The sequence below is a fragment of the Bartonella sp. CL436QHHD genome (assembly GCF_042195105.1).
In the GTDB taxonomy this organism is placed as follows: Bacteria; Pseudomonadota; Alphaproteobacteria; order Rhizobiales; family Rhizobiaceae; genus Bartonella.
In genome coordinates this window covers 53,547-71,220 of the sequence record NZ_JBHINR010000004.1, presented here as the reverse complement: position 1 = coordinate 71,220, position 17,674 = coordinate 53,547, and the positions used below count along the sequence as shown (strand labels likewise).

At 33.4% G+C, this 17,674-nt stretch carries 17 protein-coding genes, 1 tRNA gene and 1 pseudogene; 13 read left to right on the top strand and 6 right to left on the bottom strand.

The window, feature by feature from the left end; genetic code table 11:
* Positions 1-860: 860 nt before the first annotated feature.
* Positions 861-936: transfer RNA gene (locus tag ACFIKN_RS01235), tRNA-Lys, on the top strand.
* Between the two features lie 90 nt (positions 937-1,026).
* Here the strand turns inward: ACFIKN_RS01235 and ACFIKN_RS01230 are convergent.
* Positions 1,027-1,213: pseudogene (locus ACFIKN_RS01230) on the bottom strand (hypothetical protein); the annotation flags it as partial.
* A gap of 277 nt (positions 1,214-1,490) precedes the next feature.
* On the opposite strand from ACFIKN_RS01230, the gene ACFIKN_RS01225 reads away from it, so the two are divergent.
* Entirely contained in the window at positions 1,491-2,390 is a 900-nt protein-coding gene (locus ACFIKN_RS01225) for a septal ring lytic transglycosylase RlpA family protein (RefSeq protein WP_375657785.1), read from the top strand.
* A gap of 149 nt (positions 2,391-2,539) precedes the next feature.
* Here ACFIKN_RS01225 and ACFIKN_RS01220 read toward each other — a convergent pair whose 3' ends face one another.
* Positions 2,540-2,764: a hypothetical protein gene (locus ACFIKN_RS01220; protein WP_273791044.1), complete on the bottom strand. Its 225-nt coding sequence runs from the start codon at positions 2,762-2,764 to the stop codon at positions 2,540-2,542.
* 719 nt (positions 2,765-3,483) lie between these two features.
* Between ACFIKN_RS01220 and ACFIKN_RS01215 the strand changes: the two genes are divergently transcribed.
* The 7 genes from ACFIKN_RS01215 to ACFIKN_RS01185 all read left to right on the top strand — a co-directional run bounded on the left by ACFIKN_RS01215 (position 3,484) and on the right by ACFIKN_RS01185 (position 10,048).
* The gene (locus tag ACFIKN_RS01215) at positions 3,484-4,647 is read left to right on the top strand and encodes a D-alanyl-D-alanine carboxypeptidase family protein (RefSeq protein ID WP_375657784.1); all 1,164 of its coding nucleotides are present in this window, start codon (positions 3,484-3,486) and stop codon (positions 4,645-4,647) included.
* Between the two features lie 28 nt (positions 4,648-4,675).
* Positions 4,676-5,320 (top strand): dTMP kinase, encoded by a 645-nt coding sequence (tmk, locus tag ACFIKN_RS01210; protein ID WP_273791046.1) that lies wholly within the window; start codon positions 4,676-4,678, stop codon positions 5,318-5,320.
* Positions 5,317-6,360: a DNA polymerase III subunit delta' gene (locus ACFIKN_RS01205; RefSeq protein WP_375611915.1), complete on the top strand. Its 1,044-nt coding sequence runs from the start codon at positions 5,317-5,319 to the stop codon at positions 6,358-6,360. Before tmk ends, ACFIKN_RS01205 begins: the two co-directional genes overlap by 4 nt.
* Before the next feature lie 76 nt (positions 6,361-6,436).
* Positions 6,437-7,996 carry a methionine--tRNA ligase gene (gene metG / locus ACFIKN_RS01200; protein WP_375637624.1) on the top strand — a complete coding sequence of 520 codons (1,560 nt, stop codon included), beginning with the start codon at positions 6,437-6,439 and terminating at the stop codon, positions 7,994-7,996.
* Positions 7,986-8,759: a TatD family hydrolase gene (locus tag ACFIKN_RS01195; RefSeq protein ID WP_375657783.1), complete on the top strand. Its 774-nt coding sequence runs from the start codon at positions 7,986-7,988 to the stop codon at positions 8,757-8,759. Before metG ends, ACFIKN_RS01195 begins: the two co-directional genes overlap by 11 nt.
* 10 nt (positions 8,760-8,769) lie before the next feature.
* Positions 8,770-9,579 carry an MBL fold metallo-hydrolase gene (locus tag ACFIKN_RS01190; RefSeq protein WP_375631133.1) on the top strand — a complete coding sequence of 270 codons (810 nt, stop codon included), beginning with the start codon at positions 8,770-8,772 and terminating at the stop codon, positions 9,577-9,579.
* Between the two features lie 109 nt (positions 9,580-9,688).
* Positions 9,689-10,048: a hypothetical protein gene (locus ACFIKN_RS01185; RefSeq protein ID WP_375613428.1), complete on the top strand. Its 360-nt coding sequence runs from the start codon at positions 9,689-9,691 to the stop codon at positions 10,046-10,048.
* Between the two features lie 307 nt (positions 10,049-10,355).
* Here ACFIKN_RS01185 and ACFIKN_RS01180 read toward each other — a convergent pair whose 3' ends face one another.
* From ACFIKN_RS01180 to pcsA, 3 genes are read right to left on the bottom strand one after another with little or no spacing between them, the layout of a single operon-like run.
* A complete protein-coding gene (locus ACFIKN_RS01180; protein ID WP_375657782.1) occupies positions 10,356-10,772 on the bottom strand; it encodes a DUF6163 family protein in 417 nt (138 codons plus the stop codon).
* Positions 10,769-11,815, bottom strand: a complete 1,047-nt coding sequence (locus ACFIKN_RS01175; RefSeq protein WP_375657781.1) for an enoyl-CoA hydratase/isomerase family protein — start codon at positions 11,813-11,815, stop codon at positions 10,769-10,771. The genes ACFIKN_RS01180 and ACFIKN_RS01175 overlap by 4 nt, the downstream gene beginning before the upstream one ends.
* Before the next feature lie 26 nt (positions 11,816-11,841).
* Entirely contained in the window at positions 11,842-12,654 is an 813-nt protein-coding gene (gene pcsA / locus ACFIKN_RS01170) for a phosphatidylcholine synthase (RefSeq protein WP_375657780.1), read from the bottom strand.
* 182 nt (positions 12,655-12,836) lie between these two features.
* Here pcsA and ACFIKN_RS01165 point away from each other — a divergent pair, with 182 nt between their 5' ends.
* From ACFIKN_RS01165 to sodC, 4 genes are all read left to right on the top strand, one after another.
* Entirely contained in the window at positions 12,837-14,063 is a 1,227-nt protein-coding gene (locus tag ACFIKN_RS01165) for a UbiH/UbiF family hydroxylase (protein ID WP_375657779.1), read from the top strand.
* Between the two features lie 427 nt (positions 14,064-14,490).
* A complete protein-coding gene (locus tag ACFIKN_RS01160) occupies positions 14,491-14,835 on the top strand; it encodes a hypothetical protein (protein WP_273791056.1) in 345 nt (114 codons plus the stop codon).
* Positions 14,813-15,169, top strand: coding sequence for a hypothetical protein (locus tag ACFIKN_RS01155; protein ID WP_375657778.1), 357 nt, complete (start codon positions 14,813-14,815; stop codon positions 15,167-15,169). Before ACFIKN_RS01160 ends, ACFIKN_RS01155 begins: the two co-directional genes overlap by 23 nt.
* A gap of 409 nt (positions 15,170-15,578) precedes the next feature.
* Positions 15,579-16,106, top strand: coding sequence for a superoxide dismutase [Cu-Zn] SodC (gene sodC, locus ACFIKN_RS01150; protein WP_273791249.1), 528 nt, complete (start codon positions 15,579-15,581; stop codon positions 16,104-16,106).
* Between the two features lie 542 nt (positions 16,107-16,648).
* Here the strand turns inward: sodC and ACFIKN_RS01145 are convergent.
* Entirely contained in the window at positions 16,649-17,587 is a 939-nt protein-coding gene (locus ACFIKN_RS01145) for a COG2958 family protein (protein ID WP_375657777.1), read from the bottom strand.
* Between the last annotated feature and the right edge of the window lie 87 nt (positions 17,588-17,674).

Below are 17,674 nucleotides of genomic sequence, written 5' to 3'. Positions count from 1 at the left end.
TTTACATACTGCATATTATTTCTGCTTTTTTATTCTTAGTAAAATTATCTACAGCTCTAATAGTGAACACAATTTATAGTCATTCGAGATATTTTCAATGAGACTAAATTTTTGCTTCATATCTACTTTATTCTATAGGATAAACTGGCTTTCGTTATATATTCATTATGCATAAATAAAATTATACTCTCAAAATGCCATTGTTGCTCATTGTTCCATTTTCAGGTCTAACGTGTCAACTGCTATATACTATTTTCATGAACCCTAATGTTACGATAAATTTTGATTATTGAAAGGAGGCATAAAAGGTATTTTCATTTCTTTTTTATAGTTTTATTCTCTCACTTATATTGGTCAAGAAAATGCTTTTTATTGTTTCAATATAAAAAAGATTTGAAATGAGATAAGCTTACAGTATTTGAGACTTATCACTCAAGTGATAAAAATGATAAATTATTATAAATCAATATATTATCTTATAAATCTGTATTTATATTTGAAAATTGAACACTAAGATATAAAGATATAAAAAATAATATTATAATAAAAGGTATTTTTTCTTCTCTACCCATTATGCTCAACAACCCATGTGAGGGGAAGGGGGTAATTTCTCATAATTTTAACGCTTCGAATCTATGCAATATTTTGCAGTGAAATTTTTCCTTTATTGAAACTTCAAAAATAAGATTAAAGAGTACTTATACAATGATGAAGTAAAGGGGTGAAAACGAAAAATTATTGATAATTGAAGAAAATAATAATATTTTTCTCCAAAAGGTGTTGACCAAATGGAAAGTCAACCGTATGTTCCCTTCACTTTCTACAAATTAGATAGTGTGCAAACTAGATAGCTTGTATGAGAGCGCGTAGCTCAGCTGGTAGAGCAACTGACTTTTAATCAGTAGGTCCAGGGTTCGAATCCCTGCGCGCTCACCAAATTTAAATTAATATCAATAGGCTATAAAAAATTTAAGAATCTTTCTTGTTTTTATTCTTTTTGAAGTTTTTTGTTGATTCTATAACCTGTCATTTTCTATCAGCTGTTTTGAAATAGAGCGATGCTATGCTGTCTCCTGTCCAACAAAAAAGAGCTTTAAGATTACGATAGGATTGTACCTGCGTTGGCAGCACATGTGGTTTCTAATTTTCTCAATCTATAGGTTGATTTTTTAATACCCACTGCATTACATGATTCGCAAAACAAGTTGCTAAAATCACCACTTATTCACACTTTATATTATGAAATGACTTTTCTATAAGATGTTGATTTATTTAATTTTTACTCTTTTTAACATCTACTATAGTACATTTATTTCTTATGAAGATCATAAAAAGGTTAACAATACGTTAATTTCTTGATAGAAGGGGCCAATTCAAGAGTGGTATATGCGCGAGGGGAATCATTTAAAAACGTAAATTCTTCCGTTGCGTACAAAAAGCGTGACGTGGTTTTTACAGTAGTACTTAACAGAAATAAGTGGACTGAATAGATGCCTTCAAATAGAAAAAAGAAATTTACTTTTATGATTAAACCAACACTTCAATTGTTTTCTATGATCGTCATTTCTCAGTCACTGGTATCTTGTTGCGCAAGCCAAACTATGAATTTTTCAATAAAAGATTCCTATCATAATAAACCAATTAACGTAAACACTTCTGTACTACCTCAACAAGTCTCCAATAAGAAGAATCAATCGGAAGAAAAAAAGCGTGGACGAGCGATTGTTGGTAAACCTTATCAAATAAAAGGAAAGTGGTATTATCCTCAAAGTGATCCAACTTATAAACGTGTTGGCGAAGCATCATGGTATGGTTCAGATTTTCATGGACGTTTAACTGCCAACGGTGAAATTTATGACATGAATCTTTTGACTGCTGCTCATCCTACAATGCCTTTACCTAGCTATGCTCGTGTCACTAATTTGAAAAATAGATCTTCAATCGTTGTTAGAGTGAATGATCGCGGACCTTTTATGAAAGACAGAATCATTGATTTATCAAGGCAAGCTGCGACAATACTGGGGTATGTAGATAGGGGGGTTGCAGATGTTAAAGTAGAATATATTGCTGAAGCACCTGTTGGCTATTATGATGGTGCATATTTAATGTCCTCTTATACTCCTGGAAATGCTGCCCCATATTCATTAGCGTCGGAAAATGTTTCGAAAAAAAGAGAAACTGTTTTGTTAAAAGAGCAGCGCAATACAGGAAACAAAAAGGAACTAGCTAAAGCAGCTGCTGTTGAACAGGAACAACGTAATAAAACTGTTGCAGTTAAATTGCCAGAAATTGGTCCTATCATGGTTGATAAGCCGATTCCATTCGATCAAGTTGCTTCTATAAATAAGCTAAACAAAAAAACAAAGGTCAATTGGCTACAACTGTTTTAAGAAAAAATGCATTGATTTTTTATCTATATAATTTTCTAGTAAAAAAGGTAAGAACTTACGGATTTAGTGTAAGATTTTCATCTTAAAGCGCTTTGTCCTTTTCAAAAAGCGTGGTGGGGTGCTATTATTATAAATTCAGTACGGCCTTTCTACTCCATTGCTGGTCTATTCGTCGTTTTATGATATTGCTTGCTTAATAAAGCGCGTACTTTTCTTACTGTAATAGCTTTTGCTAGACGAAGGTAGATTATTGTATCAGTCTGTTTGTGTAATCTCCAAAACAACTGTACAATCGATTTGAGAGGAATAAAAAGCTTAACAAGTAAAAAAATATTTTCTTTTGATTCGGCTTTGCAATTTTCCAAAGTATCCACGGTAATATCTTATGAAGAGATTATATATTACCTCATGCTTTTGTTTATCATGTTCTTTAATGGAGTAAGTTCCCTCACGAAAAACAGAGCGTCTCAAACAAAATACGCTTACATTGCCAATTCACGAACTTATTTAAAAGAGACATACTTCAACACGCTACAGGTCTATTTTACGACAGCGCCTGTGAATGGCATAACTGTAACGCCTTTAGATATCACCATCTTCACACTTATGAAGATATAAACCGACACCGTCATACACTTTGCAAGCCCCAATGTTTTATGCGATAATTCTTAACACTTGAGAGGTTGATAAGAAGTATTTTTACTCTCTTTTTTAATAATTTTTATCTATATACGAACCCTACTTATGATGCGTAAGCAAGCGATTTTATTGAATTCAATATGAGAGGAAATATAACGAAAGAATCTTACAGTATTTTGAATCAGATCCACGTTAAAAGATTATAATTTATCATAATAAATCAATCTACTATCAATATAAAACAACAAATAAAAAAAATTTTTGTCTCTCATGCTTTAAAACATAAAATTGAATCTAGGTGGAAGATAAGAAGTGCATCATTTTACTTTTGCTAACGCTGAATAAAAATAAAATCTTTTCTTGAGTTATCAATAATTCCTCAATTTGCGGAAATAAAAAAGTTTTTTCCTATATAAGATTCTTTATGTTGATCTTTGGGATGGGAGGAGCAGCTATGTACACAATATTAAGGATCTTATTGACCTTATGGGGGATATTGGTATTTGTCATGTGGGGGAAAGCAGAAGATTTTCAAATTTCTGCTTCACAATTGTTATTACTCGATGATGATACAGAGACAATACTTTATGAAAAACAAAGTGCTATTCCTTTTTTTCCTGCTTCATTAGTAAAATTGATGACAGCAGAAGTTGTATTTCATCAATTAAAAAAAGGATTATTAAAAAGTACGCAGAAATTTAAGGTCAGTGAAAATGCTTGGCGCAAGGGTGGAGCACCTTCCGGTACAACCACTATGTTTGCAAAGATAAAAACAGAAATCAGTGTTTCTGATCTGTTGCGTGGTTTAATTATTGTGAATGGAAATGATGCTGCTATTATTCTTGCTGAAGGAATATCGGGAGATGAAGCTCATTTCACAAAGTTGATGAATCAGCGCGCAAAAATAATCGGATTATCTCAGAGTCATTTTGTTAATGCAACAGGGTTACCCGAAGAGGGACAATTTGTAACTGTGCGTGATATGATTATATTAGCACGTCATATTGTTCAGGAATATCCGGACTATTATGCACTTTATTGTGAGCCTCATTTTACATGGAATAATATTTTTCAACGTAATAAAAATCCTCTTATTTCTAAGGAAATTGGTGTAGAAGGATTTGGTTTTGGCTACAGTGAAAAAGAAGGTTTTTCAATGGTTGCCACCATTTCTAAAAATCATCGACGTCTTTTTTTAGCAATCAATGGTTTGCAAGATGGTAAAAAATATACAAAAGAAATAGAACGCATTCTTCAATGGGGAATGACGGCTTTTGATCTCAAAACGATTTTTACAAAAGAAGAAACGGTTGGTCGTGCTTCTGTTTATGGTGGTACGCAAAATTTTGTTCCACTCATTGTTAAAACACCAATAAGTTTTATGCTTTCGAATGAAAAAAAAGTAAATGTTAAAGCAAAAATTAAATATCATGGTCCATTGAAAGCTCCCATCGTTTCTGGGCAATCAGTTGGCGTTATTCAAATTTTAGAAGATAAAAAGGTTCTTCTGGAAAAACCAGTTTTTGCCGGAATGAATGTTCAGGAAGGAAGTTTCTTTGCAAAAGTAAAAAATGCATTCTATGAAATAACAATTGGATGGTTACGAAAATATTTGTAGTTACGCGCTAATAAGGTTAAGATCATACGTGTCAGGTTATTTTATTACATTTGAAGGAGGGGACGGGGTAGGGAAAACGGTGCAGATTTCTTTACTTGCTGAGTCTCTCTCACACCAAGGTTATGATGTTGTCACAACACGAGAACCAGGAGGAACACCAGGAGCAGAAGCAATCCGGCATATTTTGTTGTCGGGGCAGGCGCGACAGTATGGACCGTTGATTGAAGCTGTTTTGTTTACAGCTGCACGTGTCGACCATGTTACTGAGGTTATCGCACCTTCTTTGCAAAAAGGTAAAATCGTTTTATGTGACCGCTTTATTGATTCTACACGCGTTTATCAAGGACTCAATGATACCGTCAGTTCTTCTCTTCTTTCTGTTTTAGAGTGTATTGCGCTCAATGGTATTTTGCCTCATTTAACATTTTTATTAGATATGCCTGCAATGTGTGGTATGAAGCGTGCAAATTTGCGAAGAAAAAAAACAGAAGAAATTGATTATTTTGAAAAAGATCTGTTGGAAATTCAAGAACAAAGGCGTCAGGCTTTTCTTCAATTGGCCAAACAGGAACCCCATAGATTTCGAGTTATTGATGCCACTGGCTCAGTGGAAGCCATTGCTCATCAAATAAAAAATATTTGTCATCAGGTATTGTTGGATCAGCTTTCATGAGTAATGTAAATACCTTACGCCAATATGATGATATTGATACAATTTTATCACCATCCCAGAACAATGTTATCTTTGGTCATGAGGATGTGCGTCATTTTTTGACACAAATGCTTAAAGAAGAGCGTTTACATCATGCATTATTATTTGAAGGAGAATATGGGATTGGAAAGGCTACATTAGCCTTTCATCTTGCTTGGAACATTTTAAGTTTTCAACAGAGTGCTTTCTTGAAACCCGATCCTTATTCTACCCCATGGCGCCAAATTACACAAGGAAGTCACCCTGGTCTTTTGTATATTTCACGTCGATTTGATGTGAAAACGCAAAAGTTTAAAACAGGAATACTCGTTGATGATATCCGTGATATTATGCATTTTTTAAGCCGAACATCACAAGAAAATGGATGGCGTATAGTTATTGTTGATTCTGCAGATGATATGAATAGAAATGCAGCAAATGCAATTCTTAAAATACTTGAAGAACCACCTACAAAAACGTTATTTGTTATTATCGCGCATTCTTCTGGCAAATTGCTCCCAACAATCCATTCACGGTGTCAAAAAATCTCTTTTCGTCCCTTGAATAACGATGAAATGAAAAAAGTTATTACACATATTTTCGCCAATCAGGATTTACCTGATGAGAAAACAATTGAAATGATTATTGAAAAATCTAAAGGAAGTCCTCGAAAAGCTGCTTTACTTGTTTGCCATGGCGGTTTTGAAATTATTAAAACAATTGATGCTCTCCTAGAGAAACCTGTTTGTAACGCAATGATTGTACATACTCTTGCACAAACATTTTCATCTGTTTCTTCTACATTCCAATTTCAACAATTTTGTGATGAAATTCTTAATAAAATTCAAAAAAAAGCTATCATGCTCGTTGAAAAGGGAGACTTATTTCTCTCAAAAAAATATGCGGAAAAATGGCGGGAGATTCATCAAGAAATAGAGGAAATACAACTGTTTAATCTCGATAAAAAGCAGTTTGTTATTAACTTGCTTTTTAAAGTTCATAAGATCATTCATGAGGATTAGTTTTTCCGTGACAATGCGATAAACAAACGTTATGTCATAATATCTTTTATTTATAGCGTTTTACAACGAGTATGACATGCGTGACACATATTACATAACAACTCCCATTTTTTATCCTAATGGTGCTCCACATATTGGACATGCTTATAGTGCAATTGCAAGCGATGTTTTAGCCCGCTTTCAACGGTTAAACGGAAAAAATGTATTTTTTCTTTCTGGTACAGATGAGCATGGTCTCAAGATGCAACAAACCGCAGCTGCATTAGGCATGACACCTCAGCAGCTTGCAGATCGTAATAGTGCGGTGTTTCAAAAAATGCTTGCAGTATTAAATTGTTCTAACGATGATTTTATCCGTACGACAGAAGAACGCCATTATCAAGCTTGTCAAGAAATTTGGAAAAAGATGGAAGCAAATGGCGATATTTATCTCGGTCGTTATACGGGGTGGTATTCGGTTCGCCAAGAAGCCTATTATGAAGAAAAAGATACGGAAGTTGGACCAGACAACATCCGTCGTGAGAAGGAATTAGGCTCTCCAGTTGAATGGAATGAAGAAGAAAGTTATTTTTTTAGACTTTCTCATTATGAAAAGGCTCTTCTTGAATATTATGAAAAACATCCTGATTTTATTGCTCCATTTGAGCGGCGTAATGAAATTATAAGTTTTATCAAATCAGGTTTAAAAGATATCTCTATTTCACGCGCAAGTTTTAACTGGGGAATTGCTGTTCCTGAGAATCCAAAGCACGTGATGTATGTCTGGGTTGATGCGCTTACAAATTATCTATCAGCAATAGGTTTTTTCAATGAAAATTCAAAAAAACGTGATTTTTGGCCTGCAAATACGCATATTATTGGTAAGGATATTATTCGTTTTCATGCAGTCTATTGGCCGGCATTTTTAATGTCTGCTGGAATTGAATTGCCTAAAAATATTTTTGCACATGGTTTTTTACTTAATCGTGGTGCAAAAATGTCAAAATCTATTGGAAATGTCGTTGATCCTTTTGAAATGGTTGAACACTATGGTCTTGATCAGGTCCGTTATTTCCTTCTCCGTGAAGTGCCATTCGGACAAGATGGTAGTTATAGTCATGAAAGCCTTGTGAACCGTATTAATGCTGATCTTGCTAATGATCTTGGTAATTTAGCACAGCGCTGTTTGTCTATGATTGCCAAAAATTGTAATGCACAAGTCCCGAAACCAGCTTCATTTTCAGCTCAAGATAAACAGCTTTTAGAACAATCTCTTCAAGTACTTGAAACTGTACACCAAGCTATGTCTTCTTATAGTATGCATTTAGCACTTTCAGCTATTTTTTCAATTGTAGCAGATGCCAATCGCTATTTTGCCAACGAACAACCTTGGAGTTTACGTAAAAATGATCGAGAGCGATTTTCTACAGTTCTTTATATAACTGTAGAAATCTTGCGGAGAATAGGAATTATGCTTTTGCCTTTCATACCCCAATCAGCAGCGAAACTTCTTGATAGCCTTGCGGTTGCTGAAGATGATCGGTTATTGTATCATATAAGTCATTCAAAAATTCAAGAAGGGCTTGATCTTCCACCACCAGAACCAATTTTTCCTCGTTATATCTTGAAGAAAGAAGATACTCATCATGTTGATTGATACACATTGTCATCTTGATTTTGAAGATTTCTCACAAGATTTGGATAATGTTATCCAACGGGCTTTAGATGCTGACGTTAAACGTATGATAACAATTTCAACCCATGTTTATAAGTTAGATAAGCTGTTAGCCATTGCGCAAAGCTATGATCAAGTCTTTTGTTCCGTTGGAACACACCCCAATCATGCGCATGAAGAACAAAATATTACAGCGGAAGAGCTTATACAGCTCTCGAATCACCCTAAAATTGTTGCGTTTGGGGAAGGGGGGCTTGATTATCATTATGATTATTCTACTCCAGAAGAGCAAAAGAAAGTTTTTTATGAACATATCATTGCTTCTCGAGAAACACAGATTCCTCTTGTTATACATTCACGCAATGCCGATATCGATATGGAGAAAATATTACGTGAACAGACAAAAGAAGGAGCTTTTCCCTTTATCCTTCATTGTTATTCGTCTGGAATGCAACTTGCTCGTGCTGGAATTGAACTTGGTGGTTATATTTCTTTTTCAGGTATTCTTACTTTTAAAAACGCATTTGAAATCCGTGAAATAGCAAAAATTGTGCCCCATGAGCATTTGTTAGTGGAAACAGATGCTCCATTTTTAGCACCTAGTCCCCATCGGGGCAAAACAAATGAACCATCTTTTGTATGTTATACAGCAGCTGTTTTGGCTGAAACAATTGGCTTAAGCATTGAAGAAACAGCTCAAATAACAACGCGTAATGCTTTTCGTTTATTTAGCAAAATGAAATAAGGCAAAAGATATGTGTGATCAATACCGATTTACAATATTAGGTTGTGGTCCTTCTCCAGGAGTGCCAAGACCTAATGGTGATTGGGGAACATGTGATCCGAATAACCCTAAAAATAAACGCTACAGAAGTTCTTTATTAGTTGAACGTATTAAACCTTCAGGAGGCAAAACAACGATCGTTATTGATACAGGTCCAGATTTTCGCTCACAAATGATCGATGCGCGTGTAAGCCATCTTGATGCTGCTCTTTACACGCATTCTCATGCAGACCATATCCACGGTATTGATGATTTACGCAGCTATGCACTTGCACAAAAATGTTTAATAGATATCTATGCCGACAGATTTACACTAGAGCATCTCAAAAGTGCTTTCGGATATTGTTTTCAAACTCCAAAAGATTCATCTTATTCTCCCATTTTAAAAGAGCATCTTATCAATGAAGATAGCCAATTTATTATTCAGGGGCAGGGCGGAGAAATAAGCGTCAATACACATTTACAACACCACGGAAACATTCATTCCTTAGGTTTTCGGATTGGGAATGTTGCCTATTGTACGGATGTTAGTAAATTTCCTGAAAAAACTTTATCCAAATTAATGGATTTGGATGTTCTCATCATTGAAGCTCTTCAATTTAAATCCCATCCGAGTCATTTTTCTGTTGATCAAGCATTACAGTGGATAGAATATTTAAAGCCAAAACAAGCAATACTCACACATATGGACAGATCGCTGGATTACAATAAGGTTATAAATTACGTTCCATCCTATGTAAAACCTGCATATCAAGGTCTTACTTTTGAAACAGATGCATAAGCTTATTATGCGCAATATTTTAAGTTAAATAAAATACTTTTAAATTTATCCTTTATTTTATTTCATTTCTGACATATTTAGTGTTTTTTATGTCAAAAATGAGGCTTTTATGTATAAGAATTTTAAGCGGGGTGTATGTATTGTGGTTTTAGCGGTTTCCTTAACAGCATGTGGGGGGCGTTTAGAAAAAAATATTGCAACGACAACATTACATGACGGATCAATGAGTTGTGCCGATATTCAACGGGAGTTTTTTGCTAATAAACGTCAGATTAATGATACAATTGCAGAGCGTTCTAAAGCAAGAAATAAGAACGTGGCTTTAGCAGCAGCAAGTGTTGTATTTGTACCTGCTTTGTTTTTTATGGATACTAAATCCAGTGAAAGTAATGAAATTTCGGCTTTAAACAATCGTAATGCTGTTTTGAGTGATCTTGCACGTATGAAACGTTGTAAAATAATGCAATAATTTTCCTTATTTTATTATACGTAATTTCATTATCACTATTTTTGGTCTTTAAGGAATATACCTTAAAGACCAAATTTTATTTTAAAAGTAAATTGTATGATATAAATATTATGATGATGTTTTAAAGTAGGGTTTTCTTTTTGGATAAAGGATTTATCTTCTGCATCATATTATCGCATAATATATATTATGGAACTTTATAGAAGAAGTATATCTAGCATCAGCGCTTTGAAGAACGAATCTTTAAAATGAGCTACTTAAGTTAGCTAAGATTGAAAATCGAGCCTGTTATTCTGGCTCGAAAATTTCAATCACAATGTTTTTTATTTTTTACTCTTTTAAAAAAAATCATCACAATTTGTAGTGCTATAAAAGCTAAAAACAATATTCCATGAAATAATGGTACAAATGGCTGATAAATAAAATCGGAATAATACATTGTTATTGCTTCAATCAATGCTGCAATACACCACACAATGATGCCCCATAGTGAATACATCCAAAGTCCAACTAAGGCAATAGGATAGAGAATAGCCAATATAGCTGATGCAAATTGCCACTGCCAAGGCATAAGATCAAAACGCCATAGAATACCTGGAAAAACACCAACAAGGCGTATCCAATAACAAATACCTAGAACTAAGCAAATAAGTGCCAAAAACCGTAAGTAACAGTTATAGATTAAATTGATTTTTGAAATATGTTTGTGAGAATTATTTTTCACAATAATAACTCTTGTTCAACAGGTTGGAAGTAAGAATCTACCATTTCATCTGTCACATTTGAAAGTTTATCTGGCTGCCATTGAGGTCTTTTATCCTTATCGATTAACATAGCACGTATACCTTCATAAAAATCATGTGAATGAATCATATGATGCGCTATGCGGTTTTCAATTTTCATACAATCTTCCAACGTTTGAGATGAATTTTGTTTCATTTGTTTCCAGATAACTTTTAAACTTGTCGGGGAACGTGACTGCAAAATATCATAACATTCTTTAGCAAATAAAACATCTTCATTGCTTTTTTTATGTAGCAACTCAAGACATTCTTCTAAGCTATGGGCACTAAAACAACTGTTAATAATACAACGTATTTCATGACTTGTTTCATAGTCTTTTGTAATTGCTCGCTCGTTTAAAGCTAAAGTGGGATCTCCTTGCTCAATAACAGCTTTTCTAATCATATCGAATTCAGTTTCAGCAACGGCGTGTGTTGCTAATCCTAAATTTAAGCAATCTCCCCACTTTATGCGTGCGCCCGTTAATGCAAGATAGATGCCAAAATGATTGGGAAGAGATGGTAAGAAAAAACTTGCACCTACATCTGGGAAAAATCCAATCGCACCTTCTGGCATAGCAAAAACTGTATTTTCTGTAACAATTCGATGCGAACCATAGAGAGAAATACCGACCCCTCCTCCCATCCAAATACCGTTTAAGAAAGAAATGTAGGGCTTTGAAAAATGTTTGATATAAGCATTTAAGCTATATTCATCCCTAAAGTATTGACAAGCAGCAACACTTTTCCCCATATGATAGATTTCTACAACATCTCCACCAGCACAAAAAGCACGCCCCTCCCCTTCAATTAAGACACAAGAAACATTATCATCTGTTTCCCATGTTCTGAGAGCTTTTTTTAAAGCTGAAACCATTCGTTGATTAAGAGCGTTTAATGCTGAAGAACGTGTGAGCTTTATAATACCAGCCCGCCCTTCTTTCGTAAAAGAAATATCATCATCTGCTCCAAAATTAATTTGCATCTCACACCCTTCTTAAAACAACTATTTCATTGTTTTTTTATATTTTTTGCCCCAAGTTGAGGAAATATTTGCATGATTGCACCAATACAATATATATAAATTCCTGTTACCGAAATTCCTATTTTAATCCAATAGGGAGCCTCTAGTTGATAAAAGAAGGCAGAAATACCAAAAAAACACCATAAGAGAAAAATGGGAAAATTAACCCTACGTAAACGAAGGACTCTTACTGGATGAATAAAATAAATTGGCAAAAAAGATATAATCGCCGATAAAACAATAATGATAAAAGTAATCCACTCTCCTGGTCTGACGACAAAAAGCGTAAAAATCATCATATTCCAAACAACAGGAAATCCTTTAAAAAAATTTTCTTTGGTTTTCATACTAGTATCTGCATAATAAATAGCAGATGAAATAACAATAATTGCACTCAATGAAAATGATAACCCTACCCCCATAAAACCACTTTGATAGAGTGCAAAGGCAGGAATTAAGACATAAGTCACGTAATCAATAATATTATCTAACAGCTCTCCAGACCATGTTGGAAGAACGTATTTAACATCAAGTTTACGTGCAATTGGTCCATCTATACCATCAACGAGAAGAGCAAGCCCAAGCCAACAGAACATAGCTGTCCATTCTTTTTGAGAGGCTGATATAAGAGAAAGAAACGCTAAAAATGATCCCGAAGCTGTTAGTAAATGAACAGAAAAGGCCTTTGCTTGTGGCATTGTTACTTTTTTATGGCGTAATAATTTAGCATTTGTTTTGATTTTCTTTGTTAGTTTACGTTTCAAGTTTTTCTTATCCTCGTTTTTAAAGTCTTCAACCATCTATCAATACGCCATTTTTTACCGATGATATAACTCAGCATTTTAAAAAATCATAAAAAGGTTACTTTTTTATATCGCATTATTTATTACATACTATAATAGAAGAGCTTCATATAATAAAAAGAGAGCGATCATTTGGAAATGTTAAAATATTTTCTCAATGGAGAAAGGTTCAAGTCATTGTGATATTTGAAAAGGAAGAGCATAAAGATATTGCTGTTATTGGTGCAGGCCCTGTCGGAATGTTAGCGGCGCTGAGTCTTGCACATGAGGGGCTTTCTGTTTTTCTTGTTGGGCCCCCTGCTCATACAGATGAGTTACGGACAACTGCTCTTATGATGCCTGCAATACGCATGCTTCAAAAACTCAATATTTGGGATAATCTTCAAAAACATGCAGCAGCTTTATCTTCCATGAGAATTATAGATATAACTTCTAGAATTGTGCATGCTCCTACGGTGCATTTTTCTTCTGCTGAAATTGGTGAAAAAGCTTTTGGCTATAATATACCTAATGTAAAATTGAACAGTGCTTTAGTCGATGCTGTTACACGTACGCCCAATATTACAAGATTTGTTTCTGCAGCCAAATCTGTTCATCACACAAAAAAACATGTATGTATTACTCTTGCTGATTGTAGAGTCATTCAAGCACCACTTGTTATTGCAGCTGATGGACGTCACTCTCTTACACGTGCCGCAGCAGGGATAAGTGTCAAACAGTGGAATTATCCACAAAAAGCACTTGTTCTCAACTTTTCTCATGAGTTTTCTCATCAAAATACATCAACCGAATTTCATACAGAACACGGTCCATTTACACAGGTTCCACTACCAGGACGAAGATCTAGTCTTGTATGGGTTGTTCATCCTTCCCGTGCTGAAGAATTATTGAATACAGAACCAAAAACAATTGCAAAAATGATCGAAAACAAAATGCAATCAATGCTTGGAAAGCTAAGCTTAGAAACATCAATTCAAGCATGGCCGCTTTTCGGACTTCTTTCTCGTCATTTTGCTGCTAATCGAACAATTTTAGTCGGTGAAGCCGCTCATGTTTTCCCCCCTATTGGGGCACAAGGATTGAATTTAGGATTCCGTGATGTCCAAACTTTAATTGATATTTTACCTAATAAAATATCCAATTCTAACTCTGAAATGATTGTTGCACATTATAACAAATGTCGCAAACCAGATATATTAATCCGAAGTGGAGCTGTTCATACACTGAACTCTGCTCTACTTTCTCATATGTTGCCTGTTCATATCATACGAAGCATTGGGCTTGGTTTGTTACATAGTTTCCCACCATTACGTAATTTATTTATGCGCGAAGGAATGTATCCGGGTTATGGATTCAAGGAAATTATGCAAATATCTCCAACAAAATCATCAAAACAGCCCTACTGAACAATAATGGATAATAACGTAAAATAAAAAAATAATAAATTGCATTTTGCAATCATATCATATTACTGATGCGAAAAATATCTTTGTTCTTTCTAGGAAAGAAAAAATTATTATATATATTTAGCATATTGATATGAAATAAGATAAAACTTAATTATAGACTAAAGCTTAAATTGTAAAGATATCTTGCTAAATCACATCTGTTAAATTTTGCACTATAAAGAAAATGAAAAATAATACCGTTTTTAAAGAGTTATTTTATAATATTAATTTTAATAAGAAAATAAATAATAAAAAACAGTTTTATTTAATCAATAGATTTTAAAATCTTTTTATTATTAAGTATAATATTAAAAATAAAATCATCTTTGGAACCTGTTAGTAACACAGAGGTTAATGAAGTGTTGTTTTAACAAATGGTAACAAGATGACACTAAATAAATTTTTGAAATTAAGTACTTTTTTTATAATGATTGTATGTGTCTCGTTGATAGTCACTACTTCAATAAGTGAAGTTTTTCACCTTCCTTATTGTCAAACCTTTACCTATAGCTCTACTCAAAATGTCACTAAAATAGGTCAGAACTCATTTACTGCTTCACAAGTTAAAAATTGTCTTATGCAAAATGGTTTTGAGAATATTAAACGATTGCGTTTAGATGACAATGGCATCTGGCGTGCTTTAGTAAAATTTAAAAAGTCCCATTTTTTCGTATCCGTTGACTATTCAGGAACAGTTAGCATTCAAAATGAAAGAAAAGAATATGATTGATTTTAAAACTTACAGCAAAATTTCTTTTTACAGCCGTAAGAAAAAAAACTTAAAAAAGTGCTGCCATTCTATTAAAGAATTTGCTTTCATTGGCGGTTTAAATGGAAGCATATCAGGAGCTATCGCGGCAATTCTTTCAGCTTATGGTTATATTGCTCTTCCAGGATTTGGTCCAGTTATCGCAATGGGTATAGGAGTAGCACTTTCTGCCGGAATAATAATAGGAGCACTGATAGGATCAGGAATGGGAGGAAGTGTCGGTATATGCTGTATTTTATGGGAAATTTATATGAATCATAATAATTCTTTCTCTTATAAATTTCATAATGAATAGAAATTTCTCGTCATTTTTTCTATGAAAAACAATTAAATCATCAACAAATTATATGTTCTTTTTTTTGATGAAACGATTATCATATTATAAATGAAATAACATCTAACTTATTAAAACTGTTTGCTTAATTCTTTATTATACATCAAAAAAGTAGATTTTTTAAAGCATCTCTTGAAGAAATGTAAGCGAGATATAATTATCAGTCTATGGAAGCTACATTTTTTATAGATCAAAAAATGAAAGTTATGTTTAGAAATATATATATAAACATACTTTAATTTATTTGCTCTTTCTAATAACTAATATTTCTATTTAAATTATTTTTGTTAAAGTTCAATTTAAGACATTTATATAATATATTATTAATTATAGATAATAATCTATTTAAAAATAAGTATAAAGGTATTTTATGAAAAAAATATTATTATCATTATTGTTTTTTATGGCATTTTTAATTCATAAAAATTCTGTATTAGCACTATCAACACAAGTAAATATTTATAAATTAGAAGATAACAATTTCAAAAAGGCTATTGGTAGCATTAAAATTGAAGAAAACACGTACGGTTTGATTTTCATCCCTAATTTATCTACTTTATCAGAAGGGATGCATGGTTTTCATGTACATGTGAATCCTTCATGTGATACAAAAGATGGCATAATTGGTGGAAGCGCAGGTGGACATTATGATCCGGAACATACCGGAAAACATTTAGGACCTTATAATGTCAATGGTCATCTTGGTGATTTACCAGCACTTTATGTTGATAAGCACGGATATGCCATAATGAGCGTTCTTGCTCCACGATTAAAAAAAATCTCTGAAATTAAAGGGCGCTCTTTAGTCATTCATTTAGGGGCTGATAATCAATCAGATAAACCATTACCGCTTGGCGGAGGTGGTGCACGTTTAGCGTGCGGTATTATTGAAAAATAAAGAGAGTATTGTGGCAAACTGTGATAGTACACCCCTTTACTATAAGATGTGAGAAAAATTTATTTTCTAAATCTATTTCAAGAAATTGAGTAAACTGTGTGAATATTTTATAAAATTAATATTTTTGAATGTTTACTTCGGATAATAAAAAACTTAATAATGATCAAAATGAACAGCAGTAGAAATTAAAGAAATAGTAGTGTAAATTCTCCGTAAGAAGACTTCAATATGAGAAAGTAATATTTTTAATGCTTGATATAAACAAAGCAAAAAAGTCGAATTTCACTCTCTAAAGTAGCAAATTTGTAATAAATTATAGTCATTAAGTCTAGTATCTAATGGAATCATGCCCAATGCACAAAATAGAACAGGCCTAAAACAGAATTTTTACTCTTCCCCGACTCAACCCCACTCATGAGGTACGCGAAAAAAATTTAATTGATACAATATCAATATAATAAGTCAAACAAAATAGTTAGAGTAATTTTTCATCACTCTGAAAAAAGGGCTTTTAAACAATGGAGTCTTTTTAAAAATACCCCTCATAGATACATATGATCCCAATCTAGAGAACGCATCTCACCAGTTTGATAAAATTGACGAATAAGCTTAATATAATCAAGAAAATCTTTGTTTTCCTCCACTAATCTATTAGCAGTATCCCAGTCAATATCACTACGTTCTTTGGCAGGAATTAAGATCTCACTCTCGGAAGAGTTTTCCTTATTAAGTCTTATAAATCCAATTCCATGCAAACTTGAAAGCACCCGAAGCTCTTTTAATGTATCAACTCCTTCAATTTCACTAGCTACTAAATAACTCAAATTAGCCCATGAAGAATTACTAACTGTTTGAAAAAATGCTTTTCGTAAATTTGAACGATTGATGAGAATTTTTACTTCAAAAGACCAAAGCTTTGTCTTTTTATCAAAATATTGCAAAACACAGTCTTTGATTTCACGATTCCATTCCTTGCTTAAATCTTGCATCCCTACGAGATCTGGATAAAGCCATTTATTTCCGCCTGCACCATGTTTATTACGAGAACATTTCTCATTAATGCGCTTGCTATAAACTGCAAGCTCTGACCATAAAAATTTAGATAATAACGGATAAAGATCATGCTCTTTAACAGAGCTACCTTCTGTTCTACTCTTTGCATTGTCCTCTATTGCGTCAATTTCAGCACTATCTGTTTGTTTAGTAAAATAATATTGTCGCGGTCGTCCTTCAGTGGTTTTAATTTCTGAATAACGCTTTTGTAATTGAGGGCGCTGCGATCCTATTTCAGCAACAATTTGCTGAATAAGAGCAGCATCACTATTAAGGGGATTGATTATCGCCGTTGAATGCTTTTGTTTTTGGCGGCATTTCTCTGGGTAATTTTCAAATATCCATTGAGCAATTTCTCGAGCTGTAAACTTTTTCGTCGGGTTTTTCTTTAAAAAATTAAAAACAGTGTTTGTTAAATTTAAAGTCATATGAAAAACTCCCCCTTTTATCCTCTGGGTATTTCATTATATTCAGGCGTTTTAAATGAAAGAACAATAAACTGTTTAAGTTTTTTT

Bases quoted from the DNA above. Each gene is read 5' to 3' on its own strand.
- ACFIKN_RS01225 (WP_375657785.1), top strand. From the start codon at position 1,491: ATGCCTTCAAATAGAAAAAAGAAATTTACTTTTATGATTAAACCAACA.
- ACFIKN_RS01215 (WP_375657784.1), top strand. From the start codon at position 3,484: ATGTACACAATATTAAGGATCTTATTGACCTTATGGGGGATATTGGTA.
- ACFIKN_RS01205 (WP_375611915.1), top strand. From the start codon at position 5,317: ATGAGTAATGTAAATACCTTACGCCAATATGATGATATTGATACAATT.
- metG (WP_375637624.1), top strand. From the start codon at position 6,437: ATGCGTGACACATATTACATAACAACTCCCATTTTTTATCCTAATGGT.
- ACFIKN_RS01195 (WP_375657783.1), top strand. From the start codon at position 7,986: ATGTTGATTGATACACATTGTCATCTTGATTTTGAAGATTTCTCACAA.
- ACFIKN_RS01190 (WP_375631133.1), top strand. From the start codon at position 8,770: ATGTGTGATCAATACCGATTTACAATATTAGGTTGTGGTCCTTCTCCA.
- ACFIKN_RS01185 (WP_375613428.1), top strand. From the start codon at position 9,689: ATGTATAAGAATTTTAAGCGGGGTGTATGTATTGTGGTTTTAGCGGTT.
- ACFIKN_RS01175 (WP_375657781.1), bottom strand. From the start codon at position 11,815: ATGCAAATTAATTTTGGAGCAGATGATGATATTTCTTTTACGAAAGAA.
- pcsA (WP_375657780.1), bottom strand. From the start codon at position 12,654: ATGGTTGAAGACTTTAAAAACGAGGATAAGAAAAACTTGAAACGTAAA.
- ACFIKN_RS01160 (WP_273791056.1), top strand. From the start codon at position 14,491: ATGACACTAAATAAATTTTTGAAATTAAGTACTTTTTTTATAATGATT.
- ACFIKN_RS01155 (WP_375657778.1), top strand. From the start codon at position 14,813: ATGAAAGAAAAGAATATGATTGATTTTAAAACTTACAGCAAAATTTCT.
- sodC (WP_273791249.1), top strand. From the start codon at position 15,579: ATGAAAAAAATATTATTATCATTATTGTTTTTTATGGCATTTTTAATT.
- ACFIKN_RS01145 (WP_375657777.1), bottom strand. From the start codon at position 17,587: ATGACTTTAAATTTAACAAACACTGTTTTTAATTTTTTAAAGAAAAAC.